Source organism: Priestia sp. JNUCC 25, assembly GCF_053667915.1.
On record NZ_CM132211.1, the window covers coordinates 1,635,596 to 1,651,492 of the forward strand.

Here is a 15,897-nt window from a genome sequence, read left to right on the forward strand (position 1 = left end):
AGATAAATAAAGTATAACTTCGTGAGCTAGGCGCTGAGTTTATTGCAAAAGATAATTGGACAGATCATATTGAAGTAGACGGAAAACTTTTAACAGGGCAAAATCCACAGTCTACAATCAGCCTCGCAAAAGAATTTGTACGTGCTTTAAACGCATAAAAGTATCTATAACCTTAATGGGGATGTCTCATGATTGATTGAGACATCCCCATTTCTTTAGGGTGAAATAAAATGAGAATTAAGGAAAACAAAAAGGGCGGCTATCTAAATAGCTGCCCTTTTATTTATTAGAAGATTTATTTCTGAAAATGTATGTAGTAATTCCTGTCACAATGATAACAGCCACAATACAAATGATCAGACGAACAATCTGTGTCACAAAGATATTATCTGCAATACTCATGTGTTTCGTTAGAATTAACGTTCCATAAGCAGCTAAAACAGATAAAAACATATTGACGATTCGTTGAGCCATGTTGTTGTTACTCCTTTCGCTTCACTACTTTACACTTTAACATATGTGCTCACTGTAAAAAATATCGAATTACAAGTATGTCAGAAAATCAGCACTCCAGGAAAAGAATCTACTTGTAAGGAAGTAGCTGATATTATATTAGTTATGGCGACTAAACGCAGTTCAGGGAAGGAAATGAGATTCCTTTAGTCGAATTTAACATGCTTATATTCTTTTTTTAGATAGGTGGGAAAAGCTTGTTTGATAAATTGAAAAAGCTATTTATGGATAAACAGGATCAGGAAGCAGATGGCAAATACATTTTAGTCCCTGAGAGTGAAATAAATGAGACTTTAAAAAGAGATATAGTGAAGTTGGAAGAAGTAGGAGAGGCATACTGCAAAAGTCTTCAGCACAAATATAGAAGTAAATTTGAACGTGATGGTAAGCAGAACTTAAAAATATGGGTGTGCCGAGATATTGATGGCGACCAACTGCCAAATCTAAGTTCGAAGCAGTGTTTAGAAAAAGAATATCGTTCCCAAGTGGCAATAAACTTTGATGGATTTACAGATGAAGAAGATGCATATGTTTATTACATCCAGTTGTGGTATTACTTTGGTGGGTATTTTAAAGGGTCAGGCACTTTGTATGATTTGTCAAAAAATCGTTTAGAAGCTGATATTGAAGAAAAGTTAGAAGAATTACTGAACCAATTATAGATTTCTACTTAGCACTGAGATTATTTGTTAATACACAGGGGGAAGGAATATGAGGGGGCGGCCCGAGTTAGAAATAGAGAGGGGAAAAATTTATAAAACGAAAAAATCCTAATGGAACATTTATAGAGCGGGTTGTTCAAGTGCCTAAGGAAGAAAATATGTTAGATTTTATTCTGGAAATCAAAAATTTAAAGAAAAAGGAACTTTCTTATAAAAGTTTATTGGTACCGACTGAAAACTGGTACGATTCTTTTCGTCTTGCTAGAGGAGATCTGAAATGGGTATCTTTGCATACAGTAGCGGTATGAGACTTGATTTTTCGTTATCTAGCTATGTTATCAGGATTAGGAATAGCTCTTTATTAAACCTTTTTGATCCTATAAATCAAGGGATTACGCGCTGGTTGATGGTTATCTGCGGTTTATTCATCTTTAGTAGTCATTTAAAATTCATCTTAGATAAGAAATCGAAAACAAGGGATAATCAAAAGAAGACCTACTAATAAGAATTTCTTTTGATGTTGTAATGTTGATAAACAGTATTATGTAAATGAAAAACCTATGGAATACGTAGGAGAGAAATAAAAAAGAAAATTATATGTTATAATAATCTTAAATACCCAAATAAAGGGATTTTGTGTTGTTATGAATCGTAAATTTAATTCTCTATTTATAGTCTATCCTATCGTTTTCTTTGTAGTGCGTACTGTTTTTTCTTTTGTGAAAAATAGCGCTGCGGAATCTGTCTATGAGACGTTAGCTATACTTGCCATGTATTACTTTGCAGTTAGTGTTTTCTATTCGATTGACTTGTATATGCAAAAGAAAAATAGTTAATAGATTAGAAAATGCTGAGAGTCAGAGTAAAAACAAACGATATAAAGGAGTCTAACAGTGCGCATTAAGAATTATTTTGTGTTTATTTTTCTACTCGTTTTACTATTAGTAGCTAGCTGTGATCCATCTTCTACACCTAAAGAAAAATACTATTCAAGCACCAAAAGCACAAACCTTCAATCAGAAAACGTTAAGTCAGTATCAATAGGAAGTTCTAAATATGACATAGCAATTGGTTTGAAGAAGAAACCAAAATTTATAGAGGTTACAGAACAACCTCCGTATACTACCTACATTTACGGAAAAAGTAAAGAAAAGTATGACGCTGAATTTAAAATTGCAGATAATAAAGTCAGCAGATATTATTTGCTTAGTGACAAGTATGCTACAGAGAAGGGAATACATACTGGTGACAGCAAACAAGATGTCAGTAAGGTATACGGAGAAAATTATTACGAAAGAGAAGATACCGGAGCCACAATAATAGGTTATTTTGATAAAAACCATAAACTCAATATTGAGTTTTCTTTAGATGATAATAGTAAAGTTGGAGGTATTTTGGTTCAAAAAATAAATAATTAGGATGAGTAATAATGATCTATTTGCAAAATGAAAAAGAGCACCTATAAATGATTAGGTGCTTTTTTGTGCTGAGAACATTCATTATGGTTTTTAACAACTGCAGGTTTTCCTTTTTATGGTATTATATATAAATACATATTTAATACTGCCGAAAGAGGGAGATACTTAATGTTGCAATCACTGATTTTTGATATGGATGGAACGCTGTTTCAAACAGATAAGATTTTAGAATTATCACTTGATGATACCTTTAACCATTTGCGTGCACTCAATCAATGGGATACTGGCACTCCTATTGATAAGTATCGTGAGATTATGGGTGTACCTTTACCAAAAGTATGGGAAGCTTTATTACCTATTCATTCAGATGAAATGAGAAAGTATACGGATGACTATTTTTTGAAAAGCTTAGTGGAGAATATAAGAAAAGGGAAGGGTGCTTTATATCCCAATGTAAAAGAGGTCTTTAGCTATTTAAAAGAAAATAATTGTTCCATTTACATAGCAAGTAACGGTTTAAGGGAATATTTAGAAGCGATTGTAGATCATTACGATTTGAATAATTGGGTGACAGAGACATTTAGTATTCAACAAATCCAAACTCTCGATAAAGGAGAGTTAGTCAAAACGATTATAAAGAAATACGATATCAAATACGCTGCAGTAGTAGGAGACCGCCTATCTGATATCAATGCTGCAAAGGATAATGGTTTAATGGCAGTGGGGTGTAATTTTGATTTTGCTCAAGAAGCTGAACTTGCGCAGGCTGATGTGGTAATAGATGATTTGAAGGAGTTAAAAACTATTGTATCTAACATAAATAGTAGCTTGTCAATCTAAGATCCTCTTACATAACCATTATAGATGGTTAATGTCTCAATTATAGACCTAAATCTACTGAAGTTGAAACATAAATAATGAGCGGTTCCCTTGCAATTTAAAATGTTTACATAATCTTTTCTTGTCATTAATAAATGGTTTACAATACTGAGCTATGCTTAGGTTAAGATTTCCAAAATAGTTTTATATTAAAAATAATTCTATGAGAAAGGAGATTTTTGATTATGACTTCGCATATGATTCGTAAATCTGATAGCGCTCACTTATGTATTAGAGGGTATAAGATAAAATTGACACTCAGCCAGTGGAAGCTTGTAAGCACTCGGAGATAATGGTTAACCCAACTATTAAAAGAGGAAAACCTCCATCTTAATTTAGATGGGGTTTTTTGCATTTCTTTTATTAACCTTTTAATTGGTTAACTATTTAGACTTTATAATAAAAAAGACTAATAAAAGTTAAAAAATGTAATAAAAAAGAGGAATATTATTTAAGTGAAATTAAAATAAAGCACAACTAAATATGCATTTTTTAAATGTTTTACCACTTTTTATTGACCATAAAAATTTAAAAGAATTAAAATAAATATAAAGTAAGTAATTACTTACATTTTAAAATTGTTTTGTAGGAGGATGAATATTTTTAATGTATAGTTTAAGTTTTCAAAAGGTGGACGAGGCGAATGAAAAAGTTGGAGCAAAAGCTTTAAACCTTATAAAAATGAAAAGAAAAAATTTACCGATTCCAGATGGGTTTGTTATTCAAACGGAAGCTTTAAAGCGATATATCGAATGGAATGAGATTGATCGTCAAACAGATAATATACATGAGAGAATTTTACACGGGGAAATTCCTATTGAAATTGAATCGGATCTCGTAGAGGCATTTCGAAACCTAAAGTGCTCTTATACGTCAGTAGCTGTTCGTTCATCATCCAGTGCTGAAGATTTAGAAGGCGCATCTTTTGCTGGCCAGTATGAAACCTATCTTAATGTGAAAAGTACCGAGGATTTTTTGAGTAAAGTGAAAGCGTGCTGGGCCTCATTTTTTACTGAAAGAGTCGAACAATATACTCAAAATATGTATGCTGATTTTGATGAAGCTTCAATGGCAGTTGTTGTTCAAGGGTTAATTGAGTCCGAAACATCGGGAGTCATATTCAGTCAAAACCCCGTCACTCATAATACAAAAGAAATGATGATTAATGCCAGCTATGGACTAGGAGAAGCAATCGTATCGGGCTTAGTAACACCTGATGTTTACCTGGTTAATAAACAAACCTTTGAGATAGAGAAAGAAAAAGGGCTAAAGGAAGTAAAAATAATTCCACTTGTTGAAGGCGTTGAAGAAATCGAAACAACGGAAGATGAGCAGCAAAAGTTTTGTTTAACAGACGAGAAAATCATTGAATTGGCCGAAATAACAAAAGAAGTAGAAGCTCTTTACCAACATCCCGTAGACATAGAGTTTGGTATTCAAGACAATCAAGTATATCTATTACAGGCAAGAGCGATTACCACGTTAACAGAGGCCAAAGAATTAACTCCTTTCCAAAAAGATATATCTTTAAATTTCGAGGATATGGAAGAGTTTTGGATTTTAAATGACACAAGTTTTTCTCATGCTGTTAGTCCTTTGTACGCTTCATTTATTATTCCGGCATTTTCTGAAGGAACAGCTTCTAGTTTTCAAAAGTTAAACTTTATATTTAATAGACTTAATTTAAAAGTGTATAAAGGACATATCTACACAAGAACGGAGCCTTTTAAAGGAGATTCTGATAAGAGAAGCCGAGAACATAAAGAATTAATGGAAAGTATTTATCCAGTCTTAACAAAACGAATGAATCAAATTATTAAGGAACAATTTTTACCTTACTATGACAAATTAGATAGCTCTACCTGGGAAAATCTCAACCTTCAGAGAGGAAAAGAGATTCTTCAAAGTTTGACTGATTTTTATAAAACGGCATATGATTTGCATTTTGACATTGTTATGCCTCAAATGTCTTTAAATACTATAGTTGAAGAATACTATAAAAACCTTACAAATAAAAAATCCGGACATGATGTTTATGAGCTATTAACCGGGAAAATGAACAAATCGTTGGAAACGGATCAACAGCTTTCTAGACTTGCTTTAACAGTTAAAGGCGATGCGGAACTTACTAAGATCTTTCAAGAAGAATGCACAGAAACTTTATTAAAGAAATTAGAGGAAAATAAAGCAGCAAAAAGCTTTATGGCTGAAGTAGATGCTTTTCTAAAACAGTATGGATATCGAAGCGTTGTAAGTCACGATTTTGTAGGAGAAACTTGGCTAGAGAATCCTCTTCACGCATTATCGATTATTCAAGGATATGTTAATGACGGTTACAACTTTGATGAGAATTTCAAACAGACGGTCAAAAAACGTGAACAGAACTATAATGAATTATTGATGCAGATAGAGGATAGCCAACATAAAGAAGAATTTAAAAAATATTATCATTGGGCATTAGATGCATCCGTTATAAGAGATGACCATCATTTTTATATCGATGCAATGTTGGATGCAAAAGCCCGTTTATTCCTACTCAAGCTAGGTAATTTACTAGTACATCATCATGTTTTTCTAGTGAAAGAAGATATTTTCTTCTTATATCTTGATGAGCTAGAGTCTCTTTTAGAAAATCCTGTAGACATGACAGAATTAATTGAGAAACGTAAAAAAGAACACGCAGAACATGAGAAAATGTCTAATTTGCCTAAATACTTCGGCGTCCCTGAACCAGCTCAGCTGAAAGAAGCTGAGAAATATATGGGAGCTATTGAGGAAAATGACGCTAACAGCGAACATTCTATTAAAGGGTTAGCCTCTTCCTCGGGAACATATACTGGAAAAGTAAAAGTCATTTCAAATACGAAGGAATTTTCCAAGCTGGAAAAAGGTGATGTTTTAGTATGTAAGACCACTACTCCACTTTGGACTACTTTATTTCAGACTGCGGGGGCTGTTATTACTGACGCTGGAGGTATTCTTTCTCATTCGGCAATAATTGCACGTGAATATGAAATTCCTGCAGTGGTTGGTACGAAAATAAGTACGGATAAGCTAAAGGATGGCGATATGGTTATGGTCGATGGTACGAATGGAATTGTCACGCTTTTAAATGAATAAATAATTCTCTTCGCTTCCATTTGACAACAGCTCTTTTTCCTTTATATACTGCCTAATGGAAAGTAAATACTTACATTCAGGAAGCATAAAGGATGATTAACATGAAAAAAGATGAAACAAAAAAGAAGATAACAAAAGCTACAATAGAACTGCTTAAAGAAAAAGGCTATAAAGGTACTACCACTAGAGAAATTGCAGAACAAGCTGGCGTTAATGAATTAACTGTTTTTCGCCACTTTGGCAATAAAGAAGGCATTATTCAAGCTATTGTCAAAACAACAAGCTTTTCGCTTGAGATTTTTGATAAATCAATTGAATGGGAGCTTGAAAAAGATTTGACGAATTTCGGTTACCTGTTACTAAAAGACTTTGATAATAACCGAGACATGATTTCAATTGCTTTAAAGGACCCTTTAATTTTCTCACAGGCGCACGAAGAAATTTTAAAAAAAATTAATGATACGAAAGAAATACTAAAAGAATACTTTGAAGAAATGCAAAAGAAAGGATATATCAAAGAATTAGATTGCTGTACACAAGCGGAGATTTTCCTAAGTACGTATTGGGGATATTTTATGTATAAACTAAATTTTGGAGACAAAGCCTTACATGCAGATTATCAAAATATGATAAAAAACAGTATAAAAACGTTTATAAAAGGAATTTCTCTCCATTAAAAGGAGGCAATAATGTTTGGGTAAACATAAAGAGCTTATCTTGATTATTTCATTACTAATTGGGACATTTCTTGTACCAATAAATTCGACAATGATTGCCGTTGCTCTATCAACCATATCAGCTCATTTTAATGAACCACTTGCAAATATTTCGTGGGTAGTAACTATTTATTTAATTGTAATGGCTGTTACTCAGCCTATCGCTGGAAAGCTAGGAGATCTATATGGAAACAGAAATATCTATTTATGGGGCGTAGTGTTCTTTCTTATAGCATCTTTAGGCTGTATATTTTCAACTAATCTCATTTCCCTTATTATCTTTCGATCACTGCAGGCAGTAGGAGGAGCTTTACTTACTCCAAACACTATAGCAATCATTAGATATGTGGTGCCAAAAGAGAGGCTTCCTAAAATTTTAGGTGTATTTGGAATGGGAATGGGCTTGGGTGCTGCAATTGGACCATTGCTAGGGTCTGTACTGCTTGAAAACTTCAACTTGGAAGCTATATTCTGGGTGAATGTTCCTTTTCTTTTCTTAGCTTTAATCAGTGGAATAGTTATGATTCCTAAATTTAATGTTAAAAAGCAAACAAGCACTTTAGATATTCAAGGCTCCATTTATTTAGCAATTAGTATTTCTTTATTGATCTTGTTGACACACGGTATAGAATTTACTAAGGCTTTAATAATGGGAATAATATTTATTTTATCTACAATCTTGTTTATCAAAAGAGAAAATACGACAGAAAACCCGATTATCGATTTTTCTTTATTTAAAAATTCCACCTTTACAAGCGCTAATTTATCTATTATGCTTAGCAATTTTGTTATGTATGTGATTTTGTTAATTATGCCTCTGTTAATGAAGTCTCAATTTCATTTATCTACAGCGCAAACAGGGCTTGTTTTATCAGTTTTCTCGATTTCAATGTCTCTAAGCGGCTGGATAGGAGGATTATTAAACAATAAGTTTAGTTCTAAAAAAGTGATTGGATTTTCTTTTGCTATGATTATCGTCTCTAATATTCTTTTTTTATCTTTAGAGAATGTTGGATCTATTCTTTTTCTTATAGTGGCTTTAATTATTGGAGGTTTTTCTACAGGAATAGGTTTAACAAGCATGCAGGTTGCCTCGCTGGACTCCGTAAGTAAAGAGCAATCTGGTACAGCCTCTGGCATTTACTCAACGTTTCGTTATTTCGGAAGTATTGTTTCATCCACGCTTATTGCTCTCGTTACAAGCTATAACTACATCTTTATTATTTTAGGAGTATCGGGGATAGTAGGTATACTAGTAGCTAAAAACATTAAATCTGGTAGCCAAGACATGATAAGCAGCAATAATTCCAGTGCAAAAGCATAGTTGTTTTTTGATAAAGCTTTTGGTTATATACACCAGTTACTAATCAATCAATAAAAAATAAGTACTGCTTCTAAAATAGGAGCAGTACTTATTTTTTTGCTTAAAAATCTTAGACAAAATGGCAGATGAATTCATCTGTTCCTTCAAAAATGACTTGTTTTAAATAAAAAAATTCTAATAATTCAATCTTGTTATTGACGAACTCACATTTCAGATGTACACTTAAGTCACAAAGCTACTTAGTATACAAGTTACCTAAGTATACTGAATTATATTTTAATGAATATATCATTTAGAAAACAGCAAGTCATAAATTAATGAGGTGACTAAAATGAAAGAAATTAGTATTGAAGAATTAAAAGAAAAAGCCATTCAATTAAGAAAAACAGCTCTTACAATGATTTATGGAGCACAGTCTGGCCATCCAGGAGGTTCACTTTCTGCAGCAGATATTATGGCAGCGCTTTATTTTAAAGAAATGAATGTTGATCCGCACAACCCTAACTGGGAAGATCGTGATAGATTTGTACTTTCTAAAGGTCACGTTTGTCCCATTCAATATTCTGCTTTAGCTTTACGAGGATTCGTTCCCTATGAAACGATATACACGTTAAGAGAATACGGTTCTCCGTTTCAAGGGCATCCAGATATGAAAAAGTGCAAAGGTATTGATATTTCAACAGGCTCACTAGGACAAGGACTTTCGTGTGGCGTAGGTATGGCAATCGCAGGGAAACGAGATTTTAAAGACTATAGAGTTTTTTCTTTAGTAGGAGACGGAGAATGTCAAGAAGGACAAATTTGGGAAGCTGCTCAAACAGCAGTTAAGTACCAATTAGATAATTTAGTTGTATTTGTAGATAATAACAGACTTCAAATCGATGGATTTTGTGATGAAATTATGCCATTGCAAGATTTAGAGAAAAAATTTGATGCGTTTGGTTTTGAAACAAAGCGAATTAATGGACACTCCATGGAAGAGATTGTAGAAACATTGGATGAAGTAAGAGTAGCGAAGAATGGAAGACCAAAATGTATCATCTGTGACACGGTAAAAGGTAAAGGCGTTTCGTTCATGGAGGATGTGGCTGATTGGCACGGGGTTGCTCCTAATGAAGAACAATATCATCAAGCAATGGAAGAAGTAGCAGGAGGTTTAAGGTAATGAGCATACTAGAAAAAGATCTTACAGTAAAAAAAGCTACGAGAGAAGCCTTTGGAGATGAAATCGTAAAATTAGGGAAAGAAAATAAAAATATTTATGTCATTGATGTAGATATTGCAAAGTCGTGTAAAACAGTAAACTTTATCAAACAATTACCCGACCAGCATATTAATGTTGGTATTGCAGAGCAAAATGCAGCTGGGTTAGCAGCTGGACTTGCTACGACTGGTAAAATTCCTTTTGTAAGCACTTACGCGGTTTTTGGTTCGTTAAGAATGCTTGAACAAATTAGACAAGAAGTCTGCTATCCTAACTTAAATGTAAAGATTGCTTGTTCACATGGCGGTTTAACGCCAGCTAATGATGGCGGAAGTCATCAAGCTATAGAAGATATGGGAGTATTAAGATCGGTTCCAAATATGACCGTCATTATGGGAGCTGACTATTATTCTACTAGAAAACTAGTAGAACAAGCTGCTAAAGTGTACGGACCTGTATATCTTCGTTTTACCCGCGATACGGTTCCAATGATTTACGATGAAAATGAAGAGTTTACAATTGGAAAAGCCAAGAAAATTAAAGATGGAAGTGACATCGCTATTATTGCCAACGGTGATACAGTACGACTCGCTTTAGAGGCAACTAAAGAATTAGAGAAACAAGGCATATCTGTGAAATTACTAGACATGCATACTATTAAGCCTTTAGATCGAGAAGCAGTGGTTGACTGCTTAAATATCGGAAAAATCATTACGGTTGAAGATCACAATATTCTAAATGGCCTTGGCAGCGCCGTATGTGAAGTAGTTGCGGAAGAAGGAAAAGGTACAGTTCGAAGAATTGGTGTACAGGATCAATTTGGACAATCTGCGCCTTATGAAAAACTATTAGAGTTAAATGGAATTACTGTAGAAAATATTGTTAAAACAGCTAAAGAACTGATTTAAGACTAACTAAATTAAATAGAAGAAGCTAACAAGATGGGGGAAATATAATATGTTTGATTTAAAAGAGAGAGTAGCAATTATTACTGGTAGCGGTTCCAAAAAAGGTATTGGACGTACAATCGCCCTGACACTTGCAGAGCAAGGAGCGGCTGTTGTTATAGCAGATATTAATTTTGATGGTGTTCAGGATACAGTAAATGAAATAAAAGAAGCGGGCGGCAAAGCCTTAGGAATAGAGTTAAATGTAACAAGTAAAGATTCTTGCGATGCGATGGTTAAAAAAACACTTGAAGAATTCGGTAGAATTGATATTTTAATTAATAATGCAGGGATTTCTCAAAAGGTTACCGTTCAAGATATGACGCTTGAAGACATTACGAGAGTGTTTAACGTCAATATGTTTGGGTTGTTTCTATGTACGCAAGCAGTATTAGAAACAATGAAAGATCAAAAGTACGGTCGAATTATAAGCCTGTCTTCTGTTTCAGCTAAAAGAGGTGGAGGCGTGTTTGGGGGGCCTCACTATTCGGCATCTAAGGCAGCAGTGCTAGGTTTTTCAAAGAACTTAGCGCGCGAGGTAGCCTTAGATGGCATTACGGTTAACTGTGTAGCTCCTGGATTGGTTAATACAGAAATTTGGAAGTCCCTTCCTGAAGAAGATGCAAAGTCTGTGATTGATAGTATTCCTATGGGTAGACCAGGTGAAGTGAAAGAAATCGCGGCTACAATTGCCTTTTTAGCTTCAAAAGAAGCTTCTTATATTACAGGAGAAGAAATTGATATAAACGGTGGCTCACATATGGATTAATATTCAGGTTCGTTATACAGGCATGCCATTATGGTATGCCTGTATAGCTGTTCATTGATAAAATCATTAGTAAAATGAGAAACTGACTACATAAATAAGGATTTTTTTGCTAGAAGATGCTAGGCTTGTTGCCCCTAAAAATAGAACAGTATATAATAATTATGTCTACTTAATTATGAATAAAATGAGTTAATAATTATAGAGAGAAGTGATTTCCATTAGTTTTAATCCAGTTTCCAATAATAAATTATATATTCAAATTTATAATCAAATTCTTTCTGAAATTCAATCTGGAGCGTTTCAAGTAGGAGATAAGCTCCCTGCTGAAAGGGAGTTGTGTGAACAATTTGGTGTAAGCCGAGTGCCTGTTAGACAAGCCCTTAGCGCCCTAGAATTGAACGGTTTTATTTATTCTCGTCAAGGAGAAGGTGTATACGTTAAAGAGTTTCAAACAGAAGCTGAAAATTCTCAATCAACACTTTTAACGGAATCTACCTCCCCTGAAGACATTGTAGAAGCAAGAATGAACATAGAGCCTCTTATTGTACGTTTTGCAGCTTTGAGAGCTACAGAAGAAGATATTAAGGACCTGCGCGCAACAATTGATAAGATGGAGGAAGAAACGAACGCAGGGGTGTATGTACCTGAAACAGATGAAGCCCTACATAACGGCATAGCGAAGGCTTCTCATAATGATTTATTTATTAGTATTATGGCAGCTATTAGCAATGCAATGAAACAGCAGGAAATGTGGAAGTTTATAAGAGATCGAACCGTCACTAGACCTGACTATCGAGAAGTTAATTTTAATGAACATAAATTACTTATTAATGCAATTGAACAACATAATGAAGAAGAAGCTGTGAGAATCATGAATTTTCACATGCGAAATTTGTATGATCGCTATTGGAAAGCTTAATTCCAACTAATTTTTTATTAAACTAATACCAAATATAGAGTCAAAAGGCAGCTAAAGTGTAGCTGTCTTTTTGCTGTTAAAAAGACAGCATAAAATGGGCAAGATTCAGTGTTTTCTTTCCAAACAAACTGTATATTTCTTTTCGTTTTTAATAAAATTCAGAAAATATTTAATCTAATAATTATATTGACAATTGATAGGTATGTAAGTACACTGTTTATGTAAGGTAACTTAGTATACAAGTAGCTAAATCTATAAAACGGAGGTAATGTAAATCTTAAAATTCATTATTCTTTACATTCTTTACAGCTCGATATTTTTTGAAGAGATTAGCAGAAGGGTTCGAAAATGTAAGCGTTTTTTACCGTTATTGTGCATTACAAATGTTTTGGATTATTAGGATAGAAATTAGAAAGTAGATTTATAGTGTTTTCATATCGCTAGTAAGGTTTTGGTGTATGATATTTTCTAATAGTTCTTACTTTTTTAAAGGATAAATAATACAGGGGGATACTTCGCTTTTCATTTTTTTATATTTCCATATGAAAGGGATTACAGAAGTAGGGACTAGATTTACTTAGACTTAGAAATAGATCAATCATCTTTTATATAAACTTTTAATTCTTTCTGTCAATTAGCCTAGAGCAAATACTCAGGTCAAAGACCGAAGAACATGAAGAGGAGAAAGATGGTAACCCAGGGAGGAATTATTTTGGATCCAATTAACTTAGAACGTTCAACTACTAAAAAAGTAACGTTAAGGCTCATTCCATTTCTATTTTTATGTTTTACCATATCTATACTTGATCGAGTAAATATTGGGTTTGCTGCATTACAAATGAATGAAGATTTAGGTTTTTCTAATGCTGTTTTTGGATTAGGGGCAGGGATTTTCTTTCTTGGCTATTTTCTTTTAGAGGTACCTGGCAGTGCTATGATGACGAAGGTTGGGGCTAGAAGATGGATTAGTAGAATCATGATTACATGGGCAGTAATTGCTATTTTGATGGCTTTTATCCAAACACCATGGCAGTTTTATACAGCAAGATTTCTTTTAGGAGTTGCTGAAGCTAGCTTTTATCCTTGTATGGTCTTTTATCTAAGTGGTTTTTATCAAACAAAACATCATGCAAAAGCAATTGCTGGATTTATGATTGCAATCCCTGGTGCTAATGCAATAGGATCTCCTCTTTCTACTTATTTATTAGGTATTGACTGGTTAAACATGGCTGGATGGCAGTGGCTTTTCATTTTGGAAGCGATTCCAGCTTTAATCCTAGGTATTATATGTTTCTTCTATCTTGACGATAAGCTTGAGGATGTAAAATGGTTAACTAACGAGGAGAAGAAATGGTTAATCGACGTTACAACAAAAGAGAAGTTAGAAAAACAGGAAGCCAAACACTATACATTTGCTCAGGCCTTAAAAGATCGTGACGTATTAACTCTATCTTTAGGATACTTTTTCTGGATGGTTGGCTACTATGGCATCGTCATGTTTTTACCGACAATTTCAGAAGGGTTATCTAAAACTACTTCTCTTAGTACACATGCTATGGGGTGGATTTTAGGAATAATGTATGTTTGTGCAATGGTAACCATGATGTTGGTTAGTAACCACTCTGACAAGAAAAATGAAAGACGCTTTCACGTAGTTGCTTGTTTAGTAACAAGCGGCGTCGCATTGATTATTAGTAGCTACGTTGCAAGTACGAACATTGTTTTATCATTTGTATTCTTAACGATCAGTCTTTGCGGAGCGTTCGGAGCATATTCTCCGTTTTGGGCAATTCCACCGTCTTTCTTAACGGAAGCTGCTGCTGCAGGTGCCATCGCTCTTATCAATAGTATTGGTAATCTAGGCGGTTTCTTCGGACCATATATCGTGGGATACATCAAAGATCTAACAGGATCTTTTAATGCTAGTATGACATTTCTAGGTATTAGCATGTTCGTAGCGTCCTTTATCGTAGCTTTTTTATTAAAACAATCAGGAAGAGCTATTAAAAAAAATACAGTCGATCGATTAGAAAAAACTAGTTGATTCTTGTTTGAAAGAAATTTGTACTACTAGGAGGGGCCGACAATTAGTTTCTAGAGGCTGTCGGCCAACTTTCTTACATGGATAAGAATAACAGGGGTGTATGGCAATGATGAAGCTAGGAGTTTTAACAAGTGGCGGAGACGCTCCAGGAATGAATGCTGCTATTAGAGCAGTAGTAAAAACAGCTGATTATCATAACATAGAGGTAATGGGAATCGAGGGTGGTTACCAAGGTTTAATAGAAGGTAAACTTCATAGATTAACCTCTACGGATGTAGACTACATTGCGGATAAAGGAGGGACATTTTTAAAAACCTCCCGTTGCGCAGAATTTATGAAAGAGTCGGGCAGAATAAAAGCCTTAAGTATATTAAAGGATTATAGAATTAATCATTTAGTAGTAATCGGCGGTGAAGGCTCTTTTAAAGGAACACAGAAATTACACGAATTAGGTGTAAATGTCATTGGTATACCGGCAACGATTGATAATGATTTATCTTACACAGATTATTCACTTGGATTTGATACTACTTTAAATACGATATTAGAGTGCCTCGGTAAAATTAAGGATACAGATTTATCTCATGAAAAGACGACGATTGTGGAAGTAATGGGAAGATATTGCGGCGATTTAGCCCTGTACTCTGCTTTAGCAGGCGCAGGAGAAATTATCTCGACACCGGAAAGAAAATTAAGTTTTGAAGAGATATGTTCCAAACTGAACGAGAAAATTAAAAGTGGCAAAAAAGATAACCTAATTCTAATTACTGAAAAAATGTACGATATTCAAGACCTACAAAAATATGTTGAGGATCGATTAGATGTTAGCGTAAGGACAAGTATATTAGGTTTCATTCAAAGAGGAGGGCAGCCATCCGCATTTGATCGTATATTAGCAAGTAAAATGGGGATTACAGCAGTAGAATTATTACTAAAAGGGTATTCTGGTAGAGCCGTAGGAATTAAAGAAAATGACTTGATTAATGTAGATATTGAAAAAGTTCATTCGAAATTATCTAGTAATGATGATAAATACAGCTTACTGGATACCATTCTAGCTTAAGGATATCTTTTCTAACATACAATGATTTATCAAAATAGAGATAAAACGAATTTGTCTCTAAGGAAATGTATTTGAATACAAACGAATTTTTCTAATAAAAAGGAGGAAATAGACATGAATAAGCAGGTTAATGTAAAACAGGGAACTATCGTTTGTCAAGTATGTGGGAAAGTTATTGAGAATGTAGACAACTCTGAAGGGGTTAAAACATGGTACGGGAAGTGTTCTGAGGATTGTTCTAGGAAATAACGTATCGGTAAAAAGAGACTCCAAAAATCATTAGAATTTTAATTAAGACTATAGCTGAACGAGGAGAGTA

At 34.0% G+C, this 15,897-nt stretch carries 15 protein-coding genes and 1 pseudogene; 15 read left to right on the forward strand and 1 reads right to left on the reverse strand.

Annotated features, from left to right (window positions below; translation table 11 throughout):
- Positions 1–17: 17 nt before the first annotated feature.
- Positions 18–158 (forward strand): annotated as a pseudogene (locus JNUCC25_RS08280) (type 1 glutamine amidotransferase domain-containing protein); the annotation flags it as partial.
- A 121-nt stretch (positions 159–279) separates the two neighbouring features.
- Here the strand turns inward: JNUCC25_RS08280 and JNUCC25_RS08285 are convergent.
- Entirely contained in the window at positions 280–474 is a 195-nt protein-coding gene (locus JNUCC25_RS08285; RefSeq protein ID WP_013056341.1) for a hypothetical protein, read from the reverse strand.
- A 236-nt stretch (positions 475–710) separates the two neighbouring features.
- On the opposite strand from JNUCC25_RS08285, the gene JNUCC25_RS08290 reads away from it, so the two are divergent.
- From JNUCC25_RS08290 to JNUCC25_RS08355, 14 genes are all read left to right on the forward strand, one after another.
- Positions 711–1,175 (forward strand): hypothetical protein, encoded by a 465-nt coding sequence (locus JNUCC25_RS08290; protein ID WP_454223084.1) that lies wholly within the window; start codon positions 711–713, stop codon positions 1,173–1,175.
- Between the two features lie 140 nt (positions 1,176–1,315).
- Positions 1,316–1,483 (forward strand): hypothetical protein, encoded by a 168-nt coding sequence (locus JNUCC25_RS08295; RefSeq protein ID WP_253880731.1) that lies wholly within the window; start codon positions 1,316–1,318, stop codon positions 1,481–1,483.
- Positions 1,484–2,068: 585 nt separating this feature from the next.
- A complete protein-coding gene (locus JNUCC25_RS08300) occupies positions 2,069–2,593 on the forward strand; it encodes a hypothetical protein (RefSeq protein ID WP_454223086.1) in 525 nt (174 codons plus the stop codon).
- 168 nt (positions 2,594–2,761) lie between these two features.
- Positions 2,762–3,433: an HAD family hydrolase gene (locus JNUCC25_RS08305; RefSeq protein ID WP_025601773.1), complete on the forward strand. Its 672-nt coding sequence runs from the start codon at positions 2,762–2,764 to the stop codon at positions 3,431–3,433.
- A gap of 645 nt (positions 3,434–4,078) precedes the next feature.
- Positions 4,079–6,592 carry a PEP/pyruvate-binding domain-containing protein gene (locus JNUCC25_RS08310; protein WP_454223088.1) on the forward strand — a complete coding sequence of 838 codons (2,514 nt, stop codon included), beginning with the start codon at positions 4,079–4,081 and terminating at the stop codon, positions 6,590–6,592.
- Positions 6,593–6,684: 92 nt separating this feature from the next.
- Positions 6,685–7,269, forward strand: coding sequence for a TetR/AcrR family transcriptional regulator (locus JNUCC25_RS08315; RefSeq protein WP_013056347.1), 585 nt, complete (start codon positions 6,685–6,687; stop codon positions 7,267–7,269).
- Between the two features lie 16 nt (positions 7,270–7,285).
- Complete coding sequence (locus JNUCC25_RS08320) at positions 7,286–8,632, forward strand: MFS transporter (protein WP_025601767.1); 1,347 nt, start codon at positions 7,286–7,288, stop codon at positions 8,630–8,632.
- A 313-nt stretch (positions 8,633–8,945) separates the two neighbouring features.
- Complete coding sequence (locus JNUCC25_RS08325) at positions 8,946–9,797, forward strand: transketolase (protein WP_049787032.1); 852 nt, start codon at positions 8,946–8,948, stop codon at positions 9,795–9,797.
- Entirely contained in the window at positions 9,797–10,744 is a 948-nt protein-coding gene (locus JNUCC25_RS08330; RefSeq protein WP_029324306.1) for a transketolase family protein, read from the forward strand. Before JNUCC25_RS08325 ends, JNUCC25_RS08330 begins: the two co-directional genes overlap by 1 nt.
- 49 nt (positions 10,745–10,793) lie before the next feature.
- Entirely contained in the window at positions 10,794–11,552 is a 759-nt protein-coding gene (locus JNUCC25_RS08335; RefSeq protein WP_013056351.1) for an SDR family NAD(P)-dependent oxidoreductase, read from the forward strand.
- Between the two features lie 208 nt (positions 11,553–11,760).
- Entirely contained in the window at positions 11,761–12,471 is a 711-nt protein-coding gene (locus JNUCC25_RS08340; protein WP_025749192.1) for a FadR/GntR family transcriptional regulator, read from the forward strand.
- 712 nt (positions 12,472–13,183) lie between these two features.
- Positions 13,184–14,515 (forward strand): MFS transporter, encoded by a 1,332-nt coding sequence (locus JNUCC25_RS08345; protein ID WP_029324309.1) that lies wholly within the window; start codon positions 13,184–13,186, stop codon positions 14,513–14,515.
- A gap of 106 nt (positions 14,516–14,621) precedes the next feature.
- On the forward strand, positions 14,622–15,578 hold the full coding sequence (gene pfkA / locus JNUCC25_RS08350) for a 6-phosphofructokinase (RefSeq protein ID WP_029324311.1): 957 nt from the start codon (positions 14,622–14,624) through the stop codon (positions 15,576–15,578).
- 114 nt (positions 15,579–15,692) lie between these two features.
- Positions 15,693–15,827: a GapA-binding peptide SR1P gene (locus JNUCC25_RS08355; RefSeq protein WP_107917869.1), complete on the forward strand. Its 135-nt coding sequence runs from the start codon at positions 15,693–15,695 to the stop codon at positions 15,825–15,827.
- Positions 15,828–15,897: the final 70 nt, after the last annotated feature.

What these genes read in the sequence shown, in the direction of transcription:
- JNUCC25_RS08285 (WP_013056341.1), bottom strand. Translation starts at nt 474, where the DNA reads ATGGCTCAACGAATCGTCAATATGTTTTTATCTGTTTTAGCTGCTTAT.
- JNUCC25_RS08305 (WP_025601773.1), top strand. Translation starts at nt 2,762, where the DNA reads ATGTTGCAATCACTGATTTTTGATATGGATGGAACGCTGTTTCAAACA.
- JNUCC25_RS08310 (WP_454223088.1), top strand. Translation starts at nt 4,079, where the DNA reads ATGTATAGTTTAAGTTTTCAAAAGGTGGACGAGGCGAATGAAAAAGTT.
- JNUCC25_RS08315 (WP_013056347.1), top strand. Translation starts at nt 6,685, where the DNA reads ATGATTAACATGAAAAAAGATGAAACAAAAAAGAAGATAACAAAAGCT.
- JNUCC25_RS08330 (WP_029324306.1), top strand. Translation starts at nt 9,797, where the DNA reads ATGAGCATACTAGAAAAAGATCTTACAGTAAAAAAAGCTACGAGAGAA.
- JNUCC25_RS08335 (WP_013056351.1), top strand. Translation starts at nt 10,794, where the DNA reads ATGTTTGATTTAAAAGAGAGAGTAGCAATTATTACTGGTAGCGGTTCC.
- pfkA (WP_029324311.1), top strand. Translation starts at nt 14,622, where the DNA reads ATGATGAAGCTAGGAGTTTTAACAAGTGGCGGAGACGCTCCAGGAATG.
- JNUCC25_RS08355 (WP_107917869.1), top strand. Translation starts at nt 15,693, where the DNA reads ATGAATAAGCAGGTTAATGTAAAACAGGGAACTATCGTTTGTCAAGTA.